The organism is Heliophilum fasciatum (assembly GCF_004341395.1).
GTDB classification, from domain to species: Bacteria; Bacillota; Desulfitobacteriia; order Heliobacteriales; family Heliobacteriaceae; genus Heliophilum; species Heliophilum fasciatum.
Map to the genome: position 1 here is coordinate 40,003 of NZ_SLXT01000007.1, position 17,340 is coordinate 57,342.

Genomic DNA, 17,340 nt, shown 5'->3' on the forward strand with positions numbered 1-17,340 from the left:
ATCTCATCAACATGATCGCATCAATAGAACCGTTTATAGGAGAGATGATCCTGCACATCGTTCAGCGCTTCGCCGAAGCGTTGGAAATGCACCACTTCCCGTTCCCGCAGGAACCGGAGCGCATCTTTCACGCCGGGATCATCGGTGAGATTGATCAAGTGTTCATAGGTAGCCCGTGCTTTTTGCTCGGCCGCCATGTCTTCGGTCAAGTCGGCCACGGGGTCGCCGGTGGCTTGAATATAAGCGGCCGTCCAGGGGACACCGTTAGCATCCGTATAAAACAGCGCATTATCATGATGGGCATAGTGACCACCAAGGCCGGCTGCGCGCAGTTGTTCCGGCGACACGCCTTTGGTCAATTTATAAATCAACGTCGCGATGATTTCCAAGTGCGCCAGTTCTTCCGTGCCGATGTCGGTGAGCAGGCCTTTGGCTTTTTTTGTCGGCATCGAATAGCGCTGGTTTAAGTAGCGCAGGGACGCTGCCAATTCCGAATCTGGCCCACCGTACTGGGCGTTGAGATAGCGCGCCATGGCGATATCACATTTCTCGACGCGTACAGGGTGCTGCAACTTTTTCTCGTAGATCCACATCCCGAAGTTTCCCTCCTTTGCTGCTTAACCGTCGATTTCCCAAGGCCACGGCGTTTCTACCCAATTCCAGGGAGAACGGCCGGAACCAAAGCCTGCCACCGTCAACAGGCCGTAGCGCTGTTCGTAGGCAATCTTAAGCTGGCGCAGGTCTTCGGAGATACGGGCAAAATCTTGAAGGGCCGCTTGGCAATCGGGATGGGTATCGAGATAAAGATTCAAGTCCGTCAGGACAAACTCCAACGCTTGTAGCCGTCGGAGCATCTCACGTTGCTGGGAGTCCATAGTGGCGGTACTCCTTTCCGTTAGCATTTGCCGTTTTTTCTGTGGTAGGGTTGATACAATTCCGGAAACACTGTGCCTTTACACAAAGCATCCATCGGTGAGAAAAAAGGCGGCTTATAAGCTTGACCGGCGACGCGTGCTTGGGCTAAGGGGATACATTGCGGTTGGCGAGGGGCGGGGCAGGTGGCCGCCGCTTGCGCAGGGGGGCAAGCACAAGGGTTTTTTGGCGGGCTGCAACGTTCGGGGGAATACGAGGAATGCATTCACAAAACACCTCCTTGAGACTACTCCAATGTATGTACGCCAAGGGATAGTGTGCTTGCGGAAACAAAAAAACCATGCCGGACAGGCATGATTTTACGTAAATGCGTATAAAATTGAAGATTACCTAGGGTAGTGACATGGTTATGGGCCTAACAAAAAACCGCACCGGGCGCGATGGCCACGCCGGTGCGGTAGAAGTGATGGGGTTAGACGAGACCGAGCGATTGGGCCAATGCCGTAAAGGCCGGTAGGGACCGTTCGATCATGGCTTTTTCTACGCAATAAGCAATGCGGAAGTAGCCCTTTTGGCCGAAGCCGCTGCCGGGAACAAGCAAGATGTTGTGCTTTTGCGCTTCTTGGACGAAGGCGATGTCATCTTCCAGGGGCGAGCGAGGGAAGAGATAAAAAGCGCCTTGGGGCTTGACCATCTCGAAGCCCAGCGAGGTGAGGTGATGATAAAGCAGGTCCCGCTTTTCCTGGTAGGCGGCAATGTCGACGGACTCCCGCTGTAGCTTGGCGATGAGGCGTTGCATCAGCGCCGGTGCGTTGACGAAGCCGAGAATGCGGTTGCAAAAGACGAGGGCTTCCACGAGCATACCGACATCAGCGATAGCCGGGTTGGCGGCAATATAGCCGATACGTTCACCGGGCAACGCCAGATCTTTGCTGTGCGACGTGACGAGCAAGCTGTTTTTGATATAGCGTAATACCGGCGGGACGGTGACGCCGTCATAGGAAATTTTCGCGTACGGTTCGTCGGAAATCACGTAGATGGCTCGTCCCAGTTCAGCGCTTTTTTGCTCGACGATCTGGTTCAAAGCGGCCAGCGTTTCGGCCGGGTAGATGACGCCGGTCGGGTTATTGGGTGTGTTGACGATGATCGCCCGGGTTTTGGCCGTAATGGCGCCGGCAATGGCATCCAGGTCAAGCTGGAAATCGGGCAGGCTGGGAACGACTGTCGTCGTGCCGCCGTGGTTACCGACGTAGAACTTGTATTCCACAAAGTAAGGCGCCGAAATGATCACTTCATCGCCGGGATCGAGGATGGCTTTAAAGACAACGTTGAGGCCGCCGCCGGCGCCGACGGTCATCACTACATGATTGGCCCGAACCGGCTGACCGCTATCTTCGGCCAGCACTTCAGCAATGGCGGCCCGTGTTTCTTCGTAACCGGCATTGCTCATATAGCGGTGCATACCGGGAATGGGCTCGTTGGCTAACTCGCGCAGGGCTTGGCCAAAGGCGGCCGGCGGCTCATCACCGGGGTTGCCGAGGGTGAAATCGTAGACGTTATCGGCGCCGTAGATCGACTTTAGGCGCGTTCCTTCTTCAAACATCTTGCGAATCCAAGAGGATCCGGTCAGTTGACTTTTGATCTGCTGTGCAACAGGCACGACGATCGCCTCTTTTCATGTTTTTCTCCGATATTATCATAACGAAAAGCGGCGCAAGGGGAAAGGGGGATTTAGCCGCGAATCTGGGCTAGGGCCTCTTTCAGGCTGGTCGTCGGTGCTTGACATGCTCGGTTTTGGCAAATGTAAAAAGTCGGCTCGTTGTTCAGCGCTGTCATGGCCGCTGTAAAGGGAGCGAGGGAAGAGATGCCGTCGGCAGCCCCGTTGGCCCCGCCGGTTGTGGCCCCTTTCGTTGCGTTGCCATCACCAGCAGCCGGCGCCGCTCCGGTGCGGTATAAAAAAACTGTATCGGGCAAAAAGGACTGCTGCAACGGTTCCAGTAAGGTTGGCGGCAAGGTCGCTGCCGGTGTGACGATGACCACTTCTTTGGTGGGCATCACGGCAAACTGCAACGCCATCAGCAAGTGCGTATAGCCGATGGGCATATCGCCGACTAGAGCGCCGCAACTGTCCAAAAGTTGCGCTGCCCGCTGTTCATGGGCAGGGTTGCCGGTTAACCGGGCCAAGCGCAAGAGATTCAGCGCAGCCACGGAGTTACCGGCCGGCATGGCGCCGTCGTAGGTTTCTTTGGGACGGGTGATCAAGGCTTCGCTGTCGCGGCCGGTAAAATAGTAGCCGCCATGTTCCGCATCCCAGAACAATTCATCTTGTTCCGCTTGCAATTCCAGCGCCAGCGCCAGATGCTTGGCATTCATGCCGCTTTGATAAAGCTCCAGCAAGCCCCAGATCACAAAGGCGTAATCATCGACATACCCCAAGTAATCGGCATGACCGTCACGGTAGCGCGCCAAGAGGCGACCGCGGGGCGAGCGCAGATAGCCGGTGATCATATCCAACGCTTTTTCCGCAGTCGCTAAGTACGCCGGCTCACCGAGAATCCGGGCGCCCATGGCCAAGGCGGCAATCATCAAGCCGTTCCAGGCGGTTAAGATCTTATCATCTTTGTGCGGACGAATTCGCTGTTGACGCGCTGCCAGCAAAGCTTCCCGCGCCTTGGCCAGTTGTGCCGGCCAGTCAGCGGGCCAGCGATGTTCCAGTGCCGGGTCATCGATGGCTTCCCAGCGATCACCGGTGCCGCCGTAGAGGCTGTCCAAGGTGCCGATGCGGTGAAGAATGTTTTTGCCTTCAAAGTTGCCGATATTGGTGACGCCGTACCAGGCGTTGAACAGTTCGCCAGTGTCCTCGCCTAATACCCCGATGACTTCCGAGGGCGTCCAGACATAGTATTTGCCTTCGACGCCTTCCGAATCAGCATCTTCGGCCGAGTAAAAGCCGCCTTCCGGGGAGGTCATATCGCGCAGGACGTAGGTAAAAATCTCCCGGGCCACGACGGCATAGCGCTCTTTGCCGGTTTCCTGATAGGCTTCCAGGTAGGCCATGGCCAAAAGAGCATTGTCATAGAGCATCTTTTCAAAGTGGGGAACAAGCCATTTTTCGTCGGTCGAGTACCGGGCAAAGCCGCCGCCCAAGTGGTCGTAGATCCCGCCGTCATGCATGGATTGAAGGGTTTTTTCGACCATCTGCAAAGCCCGCTTTTCACCGGTCCGATGCCAGTGACGGAGCAAAAACATCAGTTGATGCGGAGTAGGAAATTTGGGCGCATGGCCAAAACCACCGTACTGCTCATCGAATTGCTGGCTGAGCAAGCGAAAGGCCTTGTCCAGTGCCGTTTTATCTAACGGGGCCGTTGCTGAACCGTCGCCCTGAGCGGTGATGCGCTCATTGAGCATTTCGGTGACGCGCTTTCCGGCGGTGATTAAGGTACTGCGATCACTTTGCCATTTTTCCTGGATCGCTTCCAGCAGTTCCATAAATCCAGGGCGGCCATGGGTGTTTTTAGGGGGATAATAGGTGCCGGCAAAAAAAGGTGTTTTATCAGGCGCCAAAAAGACGGTAAGGGGCCAGCCGCCATGACCGGAAATGGCCTGGCACACGGTCATGTAAATATGGTCAATGTCGGGGCGCTCTTCGCGATCCACTTTGATCGAGACAAAGTGCTCGTTAAGGTAAGCGGCCACATCTTGGTCTTCAAAGGATTCATGTGCCATCACATGACACCAGTGGCAAGTGGAATAGCCGATGCTTAACAGCACAGGCTTGCCTTCCTGTTGGGCTTTGGTGAAGGCTTCGTCGCCCCAGGGATACCAGTTGACGGGGTTATGGGCATGTTGCAGGAGATAGGGGCTTTTTTCATGGATAAGTTGGTTTGGTTGTTGCTCGGTGGTGCTGATCGCCATAGTAACTGACCTCCATTATTTTGATAACCGTAGCTATAGTATACACAACAAACCGCTCATCCCTTACGGTGCGGATGAGCGGTGCAAATAATCCAGCACTTGTTGTAATTCCGCTTCTATCGCTTGCGCTTGTGAGGTGAAATGACTATCGCCGGAGCCATCATGACCAACGGTGCGAGCCACCAGGGCCAGATCATGACACAAACGGTAAAGCCGCAACGCCCCGATGGCAGCGCACTGCGATTTCCATTGCCCGGCGGTGGCGGCGATGAGCGGGACGTTATTATTACCGATGGCGGCTTGGAGAGTCGCAAACTGTTCAGGCGCTTCGCTGGTAAAGCGGTGAAAAAGTAGCTCCATCGCTGTTTTGTCATCTGGTGCGATTTGGTTGATCAGCGCCATGGCATAGCGATCGATCGGCGGCGTCACGCTGGTTCCCTGGGGCAGCGCTGTCGGCGACAGCCAGTAGGCCAGCGTCTCACAGAGGGTCTGCAAGAGGATCGGCTTGACAATGATATCATCCATCCCACAGAACAAACAGCGCTCGTGATCTTGCCGGGTATTGGAGGCGGTAATGGCGATGATGCGGGAACGGTGGCCCGTAAGCGCTTCTTGGGCACGGATCGCTTGAGTGGTATCATAGCCATCGAGGATGGGCATCAGGCAGTCCATTAAGAGCAGGGTATACTGTTTTTGCGAAGCCAATCGCTGGGCGATCCGACCGTTGGCGGCTTCATCGATCGACGTAAAGCCAAGCGATTCCAGTTGCATCCGCAGGACTTGGCGGTTGGGTTTGCTGTCATCGACGATCAGCACAGGAATGTCGACAACGCAGCTTTTCGCTGTATGGTTCAAGGCGCTGCTGTTCGTAGCGGCAAGGTCCTTTGGGGCCTGTGCTGCGGTGGTGGCAATGATGTCCGAAGGAATCGCTGTTGTTTCCGGCAGGGGAAGAATCACCCAAAAGGTGGAGCCTAGACCGGGTTGGCTGGTGACGCCAATGGTGCCTTCCATCAATTTCGTTAACTGTTTGCAGATCGATAAGCCCAGCCCGGTACCGCCATATTTGCGAAAGGTAACGTGATCGGCCTGCGAAAACGGTTGAAAAAGGCGCGACTGTTCTTCCGGAGAAATGCCGATGCCGGTATCTTGTACGGCAAAGCGGATGTAGGGGTCGCCGGAGGGGGTACGATGGGGCTCGCAGGTGACGGTTACGTTGATTTCGCCGGTTTCCGTAAAGGTAATGGCGTTGCTGATCAGATTGAGCAGGATCTGCTTGATGCGCAAGTTATCACCGATCACATAAGGCGGTACGTCGGCAGCGATCGTGCATTGATACTGAAGTTGCCCTTCGGCAATGCGTGGTTTGACCATTTCATTGATGTTCTGCATGACATCATGCAAATGCATGGGGACAGGCTGTAAGGACATATAACCGGCTTCGATCTTCGACAGATCCAAAATATCGTTGATGATCTTCAGCACCATGTCGACAGAATTACGAATGATCATTGTTTTCTGCTGTTGGGCCGGCGTCAGGGTGGAGGTAAGCAGCAGTTCGGTGGTGCCGACGATACCGTTCAGGGGGGAACGGATCTCATGGCTGATCGTCGACAGAAAGTCTGACTTGGCTCGATTGGCTCTTTCCGCAGCTTGACGGGCTTGATCCAACTTTTCAAAAAGATAATACATCGTGATCAACCAGGTGATCAGTACGGCGGCTACAATGACGAGACCAACGCCCACGCGTATTCGTTGGGCTTGCAGGGCCATTTCCAAACTGTGATTGTTATGGACGATTTCGATCAGGCGGGAATTATAATAGTCGGGCTGACCGGTGGGAGCGGAAGTGATAAAGGGAATATAGCGGTAGGTGAGCGTGGTCCGCTCCACGGGATCCCAGGTGCTAAACTCCTGAGTTTGATTATTCAGGATGGCCTTGCGTGCCAATTCTAACTGAGTCGGTGAATTGGCCGGGTGATGGTTCCGGGAATAGTGGCTCAAGGGACCGCGAATCTGCGAGTCCGCTTTGAGTGAATAGATCGTCGCTTGGGAAACGGAAGGATAGGGTTCAACGACCTGGTATGCAAGGCCCGTTAAATCCAATTGTTGCATACGATTGGTAAAATCATTAACGTTGACGCCCAGTTCAAAGAGATAGCGATGATCCGGCGTCGGCATGTAGCCGAATTTGCGTGTTTCTTTGACGAGTGAGATGATAAAGCGATCGCTGTGAAACTTGTTTCCTTGGATGCGTTCGTTAAGCATCGTAATAAAACCCGGTTGGTACGAGGTCTTAAAATCCAGGCCCAGTTGCCGGCGATCGGTGGTATGTACAATCGTGTGGTTCGTATCAATGATATAGATGTCAAAGTTTTCAAATTGTTTTTTTAACGCCTCCAGATCCCATTGAAGGACATCGGGCTCAGCACGATATTTTTCCAGCATGACCTGACTGTAACGGGCCATTTTGTCGTGAATAATTTGCTCGATGATTTGATAGGCCGTATCGGCGTTGGACACCGAAGACAAGATGTTCTCTTCAATCAGTTGACGTTGATAATTGCGGTCACCGGTTAAGGTATCTTTTAATTCGAAGTAGTAGCGATAGGAAAAAATGATCTGTAAACAGATCGCCAATACACCGAAGGCCATGATCCATTTCATCTTTTGTGACAGTGCACTGGTGCCACGTTGCTTCAGTTGCATGCAAGATCCCCCTGATGCGGCTGCGGCGAAAATCCGCAGTTATGCAGTTATGATTAGGTTCTTTTCCCTGACCGGATTTGATTTTCCTGCTCCTATCAACGAAATTTAACATCCGTAATGTGGCAAATGCCCAAAAACCGCAATCATGATCGTGATCCGCGGTGTACTGGTTGAGTTTTTTTGGTGTTTCATGCAAAATTCCGGGAGAAGGTTTTGCCTACTAGAGGAATATGCTCTATAATTTATTACTATCGGCAGTCCTATCCCTATTTTTCTTTAACTAAATATACATATAACTCATTTATATTAAAAAATGAAAGGTTGACTTGAGTGGCCATGAGTAAACGGAAGATTGTGATTATTGGTGCCGGCTACGGCGGTATGTTGACAACCGTACAACTGCAGAAAATCATACCGGAGGGGACCGCAGAGATTGTTCTGATCAATCGGAACCAATATCACTATCTAACGACGCTTCTCCATGAAACGGCGGCAGGGACCAGAGAAGATGAAAAAGTCTGTATTGATATCCGAAGCTTGATTGACCCACGCAAAGTGACGTTTATCGAAGATAATGTTATCGATATTGAAAAAGAAAAACAGCAAGTGATTTTGCAAAACGGTGAACCGATCAGCTACGACTATCTGGTGATCGGGTTGGGCTTTGAGCCGGCCACCTTTGGCATTCCGGGACTGAAAGAACATTCGCTGAGCATTCGCAGTGTCAAAACGGCGCGAGAAATTCGCCTCAAGATCGAGGAAGCCTTTGCTCGTTATGCTGTGCAACCCAACCGGGAGCACCCGCTTACGTTTGTGGTCGGCGGTGGCGGCTTTACCGGTGTCGAATTTGTTGCTGAACTTGCCGAGCGGTGCTACGATTTGTGTGAATTCCACAAGATCCCTTATGAGCAAGTTCGCGTGATTTGTGTGGAAGCCGGTCCGGGCGTCTTACCAGGATTTCCTCCGGCCCTCGTGGAATACGCGATGAAAAGCCTCAGCTCGCAAGGTGTGGAATTCCGTATCGGGACGGCGATCAAGGAAGTTACACCGGGCCGTGTCAAACTGGCCAAAGGCGACCAGATGGATGAAGTGATCGCCGATGTGATCATTTGGACAGGCGGTGTGCAAGGCTGTGAACTGATTGGTCGCTGTGATTTTGACAACCTTCGCGGCCGGATTAAAGTGGAAAAAGATTTGCGGGCGCCGGGCTTTAACAACATCTTTGCCGTTGGCGATTCGGCGCTGATTATGGATGAAGCGAATGGACGCCCCTACCCGCCGACGGCGCAGTTCGCTGTGCAGGAAGCCTTTGTTTGTGCGAAAAATATCTTAGCGTCCATCCAGGGCCAACCACTCGTGCCGTTTGTACCGGACAATAAGGGTTCCGTCGCTTCCATCGGCCAGCATGATGCCATCGGCGTTGTGTTTGGCAAGCAGATTCAGGGTGTGCCGGCCGTGTTTATGAACCGTATGATTGATAACCGCTATCTTTTCTTCCTGGGCGGCTTGCCGTTGGTGATGAAAAAAGGACGCATTCCTTTTTAAATAGCCACGGTGGGTGTCCATGGCCGTGCATGATTGACAGATGGCTGTTTTTCCTCTACAATGAAACACGTCACTAGGGGAGTAGTCGGCAGGGGAAAAAACCTGCGGACAGGGTCAACAAACTGGCGTAATGCCTGGCCCTGTCGCCTCATCGGGAAGACGAGACCTATGACGGGAAGTATGTTGATACGCCCGTCATAGGTCTTTTTGTTTTCTAGGCCCTAAAAACTTGATTGCACACAAGAAGGAGAATGACTCTATGACTGCGCTTTGGGTATCGTTTGCTCTCATCTTTCTGGCCGAAATGGGCGATAAAACGCAGCTGGTCGCATTGACTTTAGCTACGCGCTATCGACCGGCTATAGTGATTCTGGGCATCACGGTGGCGACAACTGTTGTCCACTTGCTTTCTGTCTTTATCGGTGATGTTGTGGGCAACTGGATCCCGTTGTTCTACATTAAAGTGGCTGCTGGACTTTCCTTTTTGGGCTTTGCCGTTTGGACCTTGCGCGGCGATGAGCTTGATGATGATGAAGTCAAAGAACACCGATGGGGCCCGTTCATGACGACGGCCATCATCTTTTTTCTTGCTGAATTAGGGGACAAGACGCAGTTGGCTACGATCACCTTGGCTACGTCCTATGATATCTGGTGGACCTGGATTGGCTCTACGCTCGGCATGGTGGTTGCCGACGGACTGGCAATTGCCGTCGGTATTGTGCTGGGCAAACGTATTCCGGAAAAAGCCATTAAGTATGGCGCCGTCACGATCTTTATCCTTTTTGGTATTTTGACGATCGTGGAAGCTTTTTACCCATTGAACTTCGCTGGATAACCTGCAACAACGAAGGCCGGACCGTAAGGTCCGGCCTTCGTCGATCTGATGCACCAAAAGGGTGTCACCTACATATCGATGGAAATATAATGGAAAGGCGAAAGGGTGGAAAAATGATGATGCATGATGATCCCGAGGATCTCTCCGGTTATCAAGCTTATAACGTGCTGACGCCGAATGTCGCTTATTTGCGCTTTTTGCACGCATCGCCCAATGCACCGGCCGTCGATGTGTTTTTGAATGAGCGCTTGGTGGCACGGAATTTTACCTATGCTGATTTTACACACTATTTGCCGGCGTTGCCTGGCCGATATCGTGTTCGCTTGTTTCCGGCCGGAAGGCGCCGTGACCCCTTGATCGACCGTGTCCTTACCCTCGCACCGCAGTCGATTGCCACTGCCGCTGTGATTGGGATGCCGCAGGCCCTTAGTTTGCAAATTCAACCGGAACCAAAATTACCTTTTTTACCGGGCCGTCTCTACTTGCGCTTCGCTCATCTTTCACCGAATGCACCGGCCGTTGACTTGACCTTGGCCGACGGCACCGTTCTATTTCGCAATGTGACGTACCCGGCAACCACCGATTATCGTGTGCTTTTGCCCGGCACCTATACGCTGCAACTACGCCTGGCCGGCACCGATCAAGTCGTTCTGCGTGTTCCCAATGCACGCCTGCGGCCGGGACGTTTCTATACGGTCGATGCCGTGGGTCTCGTCGGTGAACGCCCGCCACTGCAAGTGCTTATCCCCTTAGATGGCAACACCTACCTACGCTAATGTCCTAATCGCTTGAGAGGCTGACCAGACGGGCGGTTCGCGAAGGAAGTAGCTGGAAATTCGATATGGTAATTGTAACCAATCCCCGTTCTGAGAATACCATAAACTATCTCAGAAAGAGGAGGGATAAGGATGTGCAATCGCTGTAAACGCCGTCGGTCGACGCGGGTCATTCGTGTAACACTGCGCCCCGGTGAACGGTTACGCCTTTTAGTCCGTGCCACCGACGACTAGCAACCCTTGGAATGGGTGAAAGCACCGCAAAGCATCTGCTTGCGGTGCTTTTTATTTGTCATAAAATGCTGTAATATATCGTTTTACGTAAGTGGTATGATTGTGGTAATATCTCCTTGATGAGCAAAAAGCTTAAAGCAAAAAGTTTCAGCAGCATCGTTTGATTAACAACAAGAATCGCGCTGCGGGAACATGCTAGAACAGGATGATAACAGGAAGTTGAGGTGTGGGAATGGATTTAGCAACGATTATTGGTGTGCCGTTGGCTTTTCTGGTCGTTGTTGTCGGTATGGTTGTTAAAGGAGCTAACCCAGCGGCACTGCTGAACCCAGCGGCCATTATCATTATTTTTGTCGGCCTGGTTGCGGCAATGCTCAACTCGTACCCCATGAAGGAACTGAAAAAAATTCCGACACTGTTAGGTATTATCTTCAAAGAGCAAAAACTGGTCGAACCAAAAACGATCATCGTTCAAATGACCGAAATGGCCCAACAAGCACGACGGGAAGGGTTGCTTTCGCTGGAAACGGTGATTGAGAACTTGGACGAGCCTTTCTTAAAAAACGGAATTCGCCTGATTGTCGACGGCCAAGCCGAAGAGTTTGTCCGAGAGTTGCTGGAAGCCGATATTGAAGCCATGGAGGAGCGCCATCGCGCCAACGCCGGGATGTTTACCGCTGCTGGTGGTGTTGCGCCGACCCTCGGTGTGCTTGGTGCTGTGATTGGGTTGATTGGTGCGCTGGGGAACCTAAGTGATGTCAACAAGCTGGGCACCATGATTGCCGCTGCTTTTGTGGCGACGCTTTTTGGTATTTTTACGGGCTACGTCATTGCGCACCCCTTTGCCTCGAAGTTAAAGCGCAAGTCAGCGGAAGAAGTTAAAATCAAAACGATGATGTTGGAAGGGATTCTTTCGATTCAGATCGGCAGCAGTCCCATGCAGATCAAAGATAAAATGATGATTCACCTGACCCAAAAAGAGCGGGAGGAGCTGGAGAAGGAAACGGGAGGACGCTAGATGGGCAAGAAAAAACAGCACCATGAAGAACATCCGGATGAAACGTGGCTTGTTCCTTATGCCGATGTGCTTACGCTGCTCCTGGCGCTTTTTATCGTTATGTTTGCGGTCAGCCAAACCGATGCCCAAAAGTTTAACCAATTGAAGCAAACGATGGAGTCGATCTTCAAGGGCGGAACGGGCGTGCTCTCCGGCGCCAGTGTCATGACGTCGGAAGTGCCCAATGAAAGCGGCACCGATCTGCAGATGATCCAATCGATGCGCGAAAATGAAGAACTGCAAAAAATGAAAGAGCAGATGGATCAATTTGCACAAGATCAGAATTTGGACAAGCAGATCAAAACGGAGATTTACTCCGAAGGGCTGATGGTGACGATCCGTGATGCCGCGCTGTTCGCTTCGGGCCGCGCCGATATCAACCCGGAAGCGAACCGTGTGCTGGAAACGATCGCGAAGATGCTGCAGACGATGCCCAATGAAGTGCGTATCGGCGGCCATACGGACAATCTGCCGATCGCGACGGCGGAGTTTCCGTCCAACTGGGATTTAAGTGCCAAGCGGGCACTGAACGTCATGAAAGTGGTCTTAAACAGCGTGCAGCTTGATCCGGTGCGGTTTATGGCCGTAGGCTTCAGTGAGTATCGTCCGAAAGCATCGAATGATACCGAAGAAGGCCGCGCTCAGAATCGCCGCGTAGAAATTTTCGTAGTTCGCCGTTATCCCGATCCGTCAAACAATGTATCAGCCAATTCGCCGCTTACCAATAGCGCTGTTCCCAAGACCACGACGCCTGCCGGTGAATCAGTGAAATTCATTGAAATCGGTCCGGCCCGCTAAGTCTAAGTACATAAAAAAAGAGCCGCCCACCGGCCACCGGGGCGGCTCTTTTTTTATGAATCAAGTCATTAACGGGCAATTTCAAAGGTTAGATCATAACGGGCTTTGAGAAAATCAACGAGATCATCTTTTTCGTGCGATAAGATCACTTTGAATGCTTTACGTACGCGCTTGATATTGCAGTCATCGATGGCTTCTTCATAAGCAGCAATTGTCGACAACTCCTGGGCGATGGAGCGAGAAAGATATTCCCGCGTACGGGCGATCAAGATCGCATCACCGGTTAAGGGGCCAAGCGCGTCGAGATTCTCCTCGTCATCGTCTTCGTTATCGTCGGCATGGTTCGTTTCTTCGCATGACGATGATTCAAATTCTGAATGTTCCTCATCCGCTTCCGTTTCTTTGGTTGACGAAGCATCTGATGACGGTTCTAAGAAAGCAAAAGCAGAAGGGAGGGCGTTGGCGTAATGGAGCCCGTCTTTTTCCGCGCAGGTGGCAAAAACGGAATCGACTTCCATCAGCAAACGCGTCAATACGGCAAGGTGTTCTTTTTCATGTTCCGCTTCTTTGACGAAAAAGGACTGTAAAGCGGGGTGCACCCGTAAAGCTGCTTCTTCGTAAAGCTGAATGGCGGCATTTTCATGACAGATGGCCTCGCGTAAAAGGGTGCGCACATGCGTCGCCATGACCTCAACTCCTTATTTCGTGTTTTCCCAACATATATTTTCCTCATAGAAGGAAGAAATCCTCTACGGTAACAATAATTTTCTTGGGCATAAAAAAAGAGGGAGCCGAAGCTCCCACCTTTAAGCAATCATCCCTACTCCTTGAACTTGACAACCAGAGAAGATCAACCTACTTTATGGCGTACTTTTCCGAGTTAGAACAATCGTAATTAACGAGAAGGGATATCTATTAACCAAAGATCAGGATCTAACAGGCAACCTAGAACCCGTAACCCAGTACCTCCATTTCAGTACCGAAAGCCAGGAAAACGGAAACCTAACATCGGAGACCCCGCATCGGAAAACTACCAATACCAAAGGAGAAGCCGTTCATTTGCCTAAGAGTTTGGAACCGTCCGTTCGTGAACCTTGATTCATGACTCGTTAACTAACACAGAGAAAACTCGAACCGAAGAAGTAAGAACCTGAACTCCGAACATCAAACAACCAAACGAAGGAATTGAAAATCCGACCATACTCCCGAACCGTGAGTCATGAATCCTTAACCGTACAACCCGAACTATCTGGGGAAAACCGGGGATAATAAGCGAATCTTTTTCCGAAGCGAAGAACTCAAAGACCCCAAAATACCCGAGAAAACAAAAAAACCAACAAACCCAGTACAATGGACTACTTCAGGTGATCAAGAACCGTTGCGTTTTCCAGTGGCTTTCTCTTGCAGAAACAACCTAGACCGGACAACCAATCAGACTTGTTAAACCGTGAACTGTCTCTTTAGTAGGGATGTTGCTCACCTGTATGGTAGCACATCGGGATCGTCTTTGCAAGCGCTTTTTCGAAAAAGGCCAACGAAATTTTGCGCGGTAAAATGGGGTGGAATTATTGACACCAAAGGCATCTGTTGACTATACTAAAGGTCAAGTGTAATAGGAAAAAGGCGATGACGGGTGCCAAAACATCGACCGTCCCTTAGATCCAGAGAGCCGGGGTAGCTGAGAACCGGCGCTAATACGGACGATGTTGTCTCTCCCATGAGTTGCTTAGCCCAACGGCCAGATTCCATGGCCCAGTAGGTGAAGCCGGATGGAGCGTGAAACGCGAGCGTCCGTTATCTTGCTATGATGCTCCTGCGTCAAAAAGGGGTTGCGCTTGACGCAACAACCAGGGTGGTACCGCGAGAAAAATCCCTCTCGTCCCTGGCAGATGTGATCATCTGCTAGAGCGAGGGGTTTTTTTATATGCTTTTTTTAAACTACCCAATCATAATCGGTGAAGGAGAGCGAAGAGGAAGATGAGTCTCATTATCTATCTTGACGGTGAATTTGTAGGCGAAGAAAACGCGAAAATTTCCGTATTTGATCACGGATTTCTGTATGGGGATGGAATCTTTGAGGGGATTCGCGCCTATAACGGACGTGTCTTCCGTTTGGATGAGCACCTGGAACGCCTGTACGATTCCGCGAAAGCGATCCATATGACGATTCCGATCTCCATCAGCGAAATGGAAGAGGTAGTGTTAGAAACCCTCCGCCGCAACAACTTGCGCGACGCCTATATCCGATTGATCGTCTCGCGGGGCAAAGGCGACCTGGGCCTCGATCCGCGCAATTGCCCGCGTCCCCTCGTGCTGTGCATCGCATCGGGCATCAAATTGTATCCGCCGGAATTCTATGAAAACGGCATGGAAGTCGTGACGGTACCGACACGCCGCAATATTCCGGAAGGGTTGAACCCCCGGATCAAATCGCTCAACTACCTGAACAATATCCTGGCGAAAATTGAAGCGATCCGCGCCGGTGTGCTGGAAGCGGTCATGCTCAACCAAGAAGGATACGTTGCCGAGTGCACCGGCGATAATATCTTCATCATTAAAAAAGGCAAATTGATCACCCCGCCGCCGCATGTAGGCTTGCTGGAAGGCGTAACGCGTAATTCTGTCATGGAACTGGCCGCCAAAAACGGTATCGAAGTCAAAGAGACCGTCTTTACCCGTTACGATCTCTACACTGCCGATGAAATGTTCCTGACCGGTACGGCTGCCGAGATCATTCCTGTGGTTCGTGTCGATGACCGGGCCATCGGTGAAGGCAAACCGGGCCCCGTCACGCAGCAATTGATTAGCAAATTCCATGAATTTGTGCGAAGCGAAGGCACCGACATTTTCAAATAAGCAGACAAATCAAGCAGGTACTGGGGACAACCTGAAGTAGCTGCATCAATTAAAGGAGGCGATTTGCGTTGACCACGCAGATTCGCAGTCACCGTGTCAAAGGCGGAACTGAAAAAGCGCCCCACCGTTCGCTGTTTCGCGCCTTGGGCCTTACCCAAGCCGAACTCGATCGTCCCTTGATCGGAATCGTCAACTCACAAAACGATGTGGTACCTGGCCACATTCATCTCGATACGATCGCCGAGGCCGTCAAAGCCGGTGTGCGCATGGCCGGCGGCACGCCACTGGAATTCCCGGCCATCGCCGTTTGCGACGGCATTGCCATGAACCACATTGGCATGAAGTACTCCCTGGCGTCGCGGGAACTGATCGCCGACTCCATCGAAGTCGTCGCTACGGCCCATGGCTTTGATGCGCTGGTCTTTATCCCCAGCTGCGACAAAGTGGTGCCGGGCATGCTTATGGCCGCAGCCCGCCTCAACATTCCTTCGATTTTTATGAGCGGCGGCCCCATGCTGGCCGGTCGTTTCCAAGGTAATGCTGTTTCGCTCACCACGGTCTTTGAAGGCGTCGGCGCTTGTTCCGTCGGCAAAATGACGGCGGAAGAACTGACTGAACTGGAAGACAATGCCTGCCCGACTTGCGGATCCTGCTCCGGCATGTTCACGGCCAACTCGATGAACTGCCTGACGGAAGTCCTCGGTGTGGCCCTGCCCGGCAACGGCACGATTCCGGCCGTCTACTCGTCGCGGATTCGCTTGGCGAAGGAAGCGGGCATGCAGATCATGAACCTGCTCGAGAAAAACATCTGCCCGCGCGACATGATGACGGAAGCGACCTTCCGCAATGCCATTACCGTCGACATGGCCCTCGGTTGTTCCACGAATACGCTCCTGCATCTGCCGGCCATCGCTTACGAAGCCGGCGTGGAACTCAACTTGGACCTGGTCAACGAGATCAGCGCCAAGACGCCGCACCTGTGCAAACTGGCACCGGCCGGCAACTTGCATATTGAAGACCTCGATGCTGCCGGCGGCATCCCGGCCGTGATGAACGTGCTCTACGAAGCGGGCCTGCTGGATGGCAGCTTGATTACCGCCACCGGTAAAACGGTAGCCGAGAACGTCAATGGCCGCGTCAACCGCAACCCCGAGGTCATTCGTCCCATCGACAATCCCCACAGCACCACCGGCGGTCTCGCCGTCCTGCGGGGTAACCTGGCGATGGACGGGGCTGTCGTCAAAAAAGGCGCGGTGGCTGCAGAAATGATGGTTCACCAAGGCCCGGCCCGCGTTTTTAACTCGGAAGAAGACGCGCAGGTCGCCATCTTGGGCGGCAAGATTCAAAAAGGCGATGTCATTGTCATCCGCTACGAAGGACCGCGCGGCGGCCCCGGGATGCGGGAAATGCTTTCGCCGACGGCATCGATCGCCGGTATGGGCCTGGATAAAGATGTAGCGCTGATTACGGACGGCCGTTTCTCCGGTGCGACCCGCGGTGCATCGATCGGCCACGTATCGCCGGAAGCCGCCGACGGCGGTGTGATCGCCCTGGTCCAAGAAGGCGACACCATCGCTATCGATATCCCCAAAGGCAAGCTGGAATTGTGCGTCGACGAAGCCGTCCTGGCCGAGCGCCGCGCCGCCTGGCAGCCACCGGAACCCAAAATCAAAGAGGGCTACATGGCACGGTATGCCCGCAATGTTCTTTCTGCCTCGACCGGAGCGCGCATGCGCTAGACGACC

General features: G+C 52.6%; 14 protein-coding genes. 7 read left to right on the forward strand and 7 right to left on the reverse strand.

The genetic code is table 11. From position 1 onward, the window contains the following. Positions 1-20: 20 nt before the first annotated feature. The 6 genes from EDD73_RS05155 to EDD73_RS05180 form a co-directional block, all read right to left on the reverse strand. The gene (locus EDD73_RS05155) at positions 21-593 is read right to left on the reverse strand and encodes a manganese catalase family protein (protein ID WP_131918710.1); all 573 of its coding nucleotides are present in this window, start codon (positions 591-593) and stop codon (positions 21-23) included. Between the two features lie 24 nt (positions 594-617). Beyond that, positions 618-875 carry a spore coat protein CotJB gene (locus EDD73_RS05160; RefSeq protein ID WP_131918711.1) on the reverse strand — a complete coding sequence of 86 codons (258 nt, stop codon included), beginning with the start codon at positions 873-875 and terminating at the stop codon, positions 618-620. Between the two features lie 20 nt (positions 876-895). Next, positions 896-1,138, reverse strand: coding sequence for a spore coat associated protein CotJA (locus tag EDD73_RS05165; protein WP_131918712.1), 243 nt, complete (start codon positions 1,136-1,138; stop codon positions 896-898). A 207-nt stretch (positions 1,139-1,345) separates the two neighbouring features. Beyond that, the gene (locus EDD73_RS05170; RefSeq protein ID WP_131918713.1) at positions 1,346-2,533 is read right to left on the reverse strand and encodes a pyridoxal phosphate-dependent aminotransferase; all 1,188 of its coding nucleotides are present in this window, start codon (positions 2,531-2,533) and stop codon (positions 1,346-1,348) included. Between the two features lie 71 nt (positions 2,534-2,604). Continuing rightward, positions 2,605-4,788 carry a thioredoxin domain-containing protein gene (locus tag EDD73_RS05175; protein WP_207668817.1) on the reverse strand — a complete coding sequence of 728 codons (2,184 nt, stop codon included), beginning with the start codon at positions 4,786-4,788 and terminating at the stop codon, positions 2,605-2,607. Positions 4,789-4,851: 63 nt separating this feature from the next. Then, positions 4,852-7,494, reverse strand: coding sequence for a sensor histidine kinase (locus EDD73_RS05180; protein ID WP_131918714.1), 2,643 nt, complete (start codon positions 7,492-7,494; stop codon positions 4,852-4,854). Between the two features lie 336 nt (positions 7,495-7,830). Here EDD73_RS05180 and EDD73_RS05185 point away from each other — a divergent pair, with 336 nt between their 5' ends. The 5 genes from EDD73_RS05185 to EDD73_RS05205 all read left to right on the forward strand — a co-directional run bounded on the left by EDD73_RS05185 (position 7,831) and on the right by EDD73_RS05205 (position 12,739). Beyond that, on the forward strand, positions 7,831-9,039 hold the full coding sequence (locus tag EDD73_RS05185) for an NAD(P)/FAD-dependent oxidoreductase (protein ID WP_131918715.1): 1,209 nt from the start codon (positions 7,831-7,833) through the stop codon (positions 9,037-9,039). 259 nt (positions 9,040-9,298) lie between these two features. Further along, a complete protein-coding gene (locus EDD73_RS05190) occupies positions 9,299-9,874 on the forward strand; it encodes a TMEM165/GDT1 family protein (protein ID WP_131918716.1) in 576 nt (191 codons plus the stop codon). A gap of 116 nt (positions 9,875-9,990) precedes the next feature. Continuing rightward, the gene (locus EDD73_RS05195; RefSeq protein ID WP_243116804.1) at positions 9,991-10,650 is read left to right on the forward strand and encodes a DUF4397 domain-containing protein; all 660 of its coding nucleotides are present in this window, start codon (positions 9,991-9,993) and stop codon (positions 10,648-10,650) included. Positions 10,651-11,116: 466 nt separating this feature from the next. Next, complete coding sequence (motA, locus tag EDD73_RS05200; protein WP_131918787.1) at positions 11,117-11,902, forward strand: flagellar motor stator protein MotA; 786 nt, start codon at positions 11,117-11,119, stop codon at positions 11,900-11,902. Then, entirely contained in the window at positions 11,903-12,739 is an 837-nt protein-coding gene (locus EDD73_RS05205; RefSeq protein WP_131918717.1) for a flagellar motor protein MotB, read from the forward strand. A 68-nt stretch (positions 12,740-12,807) separates the two neighbouring features. On the opposite strand, the gene EDD73_RS05210 is transcribed toward EDD73_RS05205, so the two are convergent. Beyond that, complete coding sequence (locus EDD73_RS05210; RefSeq protein WP_131918718.1) at positions 12,808-13,425, reverse strand: hypothetical protein; 618 nt, start codon at positions 13,423-13,425, stop codon at positions 12,808-12,810. A gap of 1,291 nt (positions 13,426-14,716) precedes the next feature. Between EDD73_RS05210 and ilvE the strand changes: the two genes are divergently transcribed. Next, on the forward strand, positions 14,717-15,595 hold the full coding sequence (ilvE, locus tag EDD73_RS05215; protein WP_131918719.1) for a branched-chain-amino-acid transaminase: 879 nt from the start codon (positions 14,717-14,719) through the stop codon (positions 15,593-15,595). An 80-nt stretch (positions 15,596-15,675) separates the two neighbouring features. Further along, on the forward strand, positions 15,676-17,334 hold the full coding sequence (gene ilvD, locus EDD73_RS05220; RefSeq protein WP_131918788.1) for a dihydroxy-acid dehydratase: 1,659 nt from the start codon (positions 15,676-15,678) through the stop codon (positions 17,332-17,334). Positions 17,335-17,340: the final 6 nt, after the last annotated feature.

What these genes read in the sequence shown, in the direction of transcription:
- EDD73_RS05190 (WP_131918716.1), top strand. Translation starts at nt 9,299, where the DNA reads ATGACTGCGCTTTGGGTATCGTTTGCTCTCATCTTTCTGGCCGAAATG.
- EDD73_RS05210 (WP_131918718.1), bottom strand. Translation starts at nt 13,425, where the DNA reads ATGGCGACGCATGTGCGCACCCTTTTACGCGAGGCCATCTGTCATGAA.
- ilvE (WP_131918719.1), top strand. Translation starts at nt 14,717, where the DNA reads ATGAGTCTCATTATCTATCTTGACGGTGAATTTGTAGGCGAAGAAAAC.
- EDD73_RS05155 (WP_131918710.1), bottom strand. Translation starts at nt 593, where the DNA reads ATGTGGATCTACGAGAAAAAGTTGCAGCACCCTGTACGCGTCGAGAAA.
- EDD73_RS05185 (WP_131918715.1), top strand. Translation starts at nt 7,831, where the DNA reads ATGAGTAAACGGAAGATTGTGATTATTGGTGCCGGCTACGGCGGTATG.
- EDD73_RS05205 (WP_131918717.1), top strand. Translation starts at nt 11,903, where the DNA reads ATGGGCAAGAAAAAACAGCACCATGAAGAACATCCGGATGAAACGTGG.
- EDD73_RS05165 (WP_131918712.1), bottom strand. Translation starts at nt 1,138, where the DNA reads ATGCATTCCTCGTATTCCCCCGAACGTTGCAGCCCGCCAAAAAACCCT.
- EDD73_RS05195 (WP_243116804.1), top strand. Translation starts at nt 9,991, where the DNA reads ATGATGCATGATGATCCCGAGGATCTCTCCGGTTATCAAGCTTATAAC.
- EDD73_RS05175 (WP_207668817.1), bottom strand. Translation starts at nt 4,788, where the DNA reads ATGGCGATCAGCACCACCGAGCAACAACCAAACCAACTTATCCATGAA.
- EDD73_RS05160 (WP_131918711.1), bottom strand. Translation starts at nt 875, where the DNA reads ATGGACTCCCAGCAACGTGAGATGCTCCGACGGCTACAAGCGTTGGAG.
- motA (WP_131918787.1), top strand. Translation starts at nt 11,117, where the DNA reads ATGGATTTAGCAACGATTATTGGTGTGCCGTTGGCTTTTCTGGTCGTT.
- EDD73_RS05180 (WP_131918714.1), bottom strand. Translation starts at nt 7,494, where the DNA reads ATGCAACTGAAGCAACGTGGCACCAGTGCACTGTCACAAAAGATGAAA.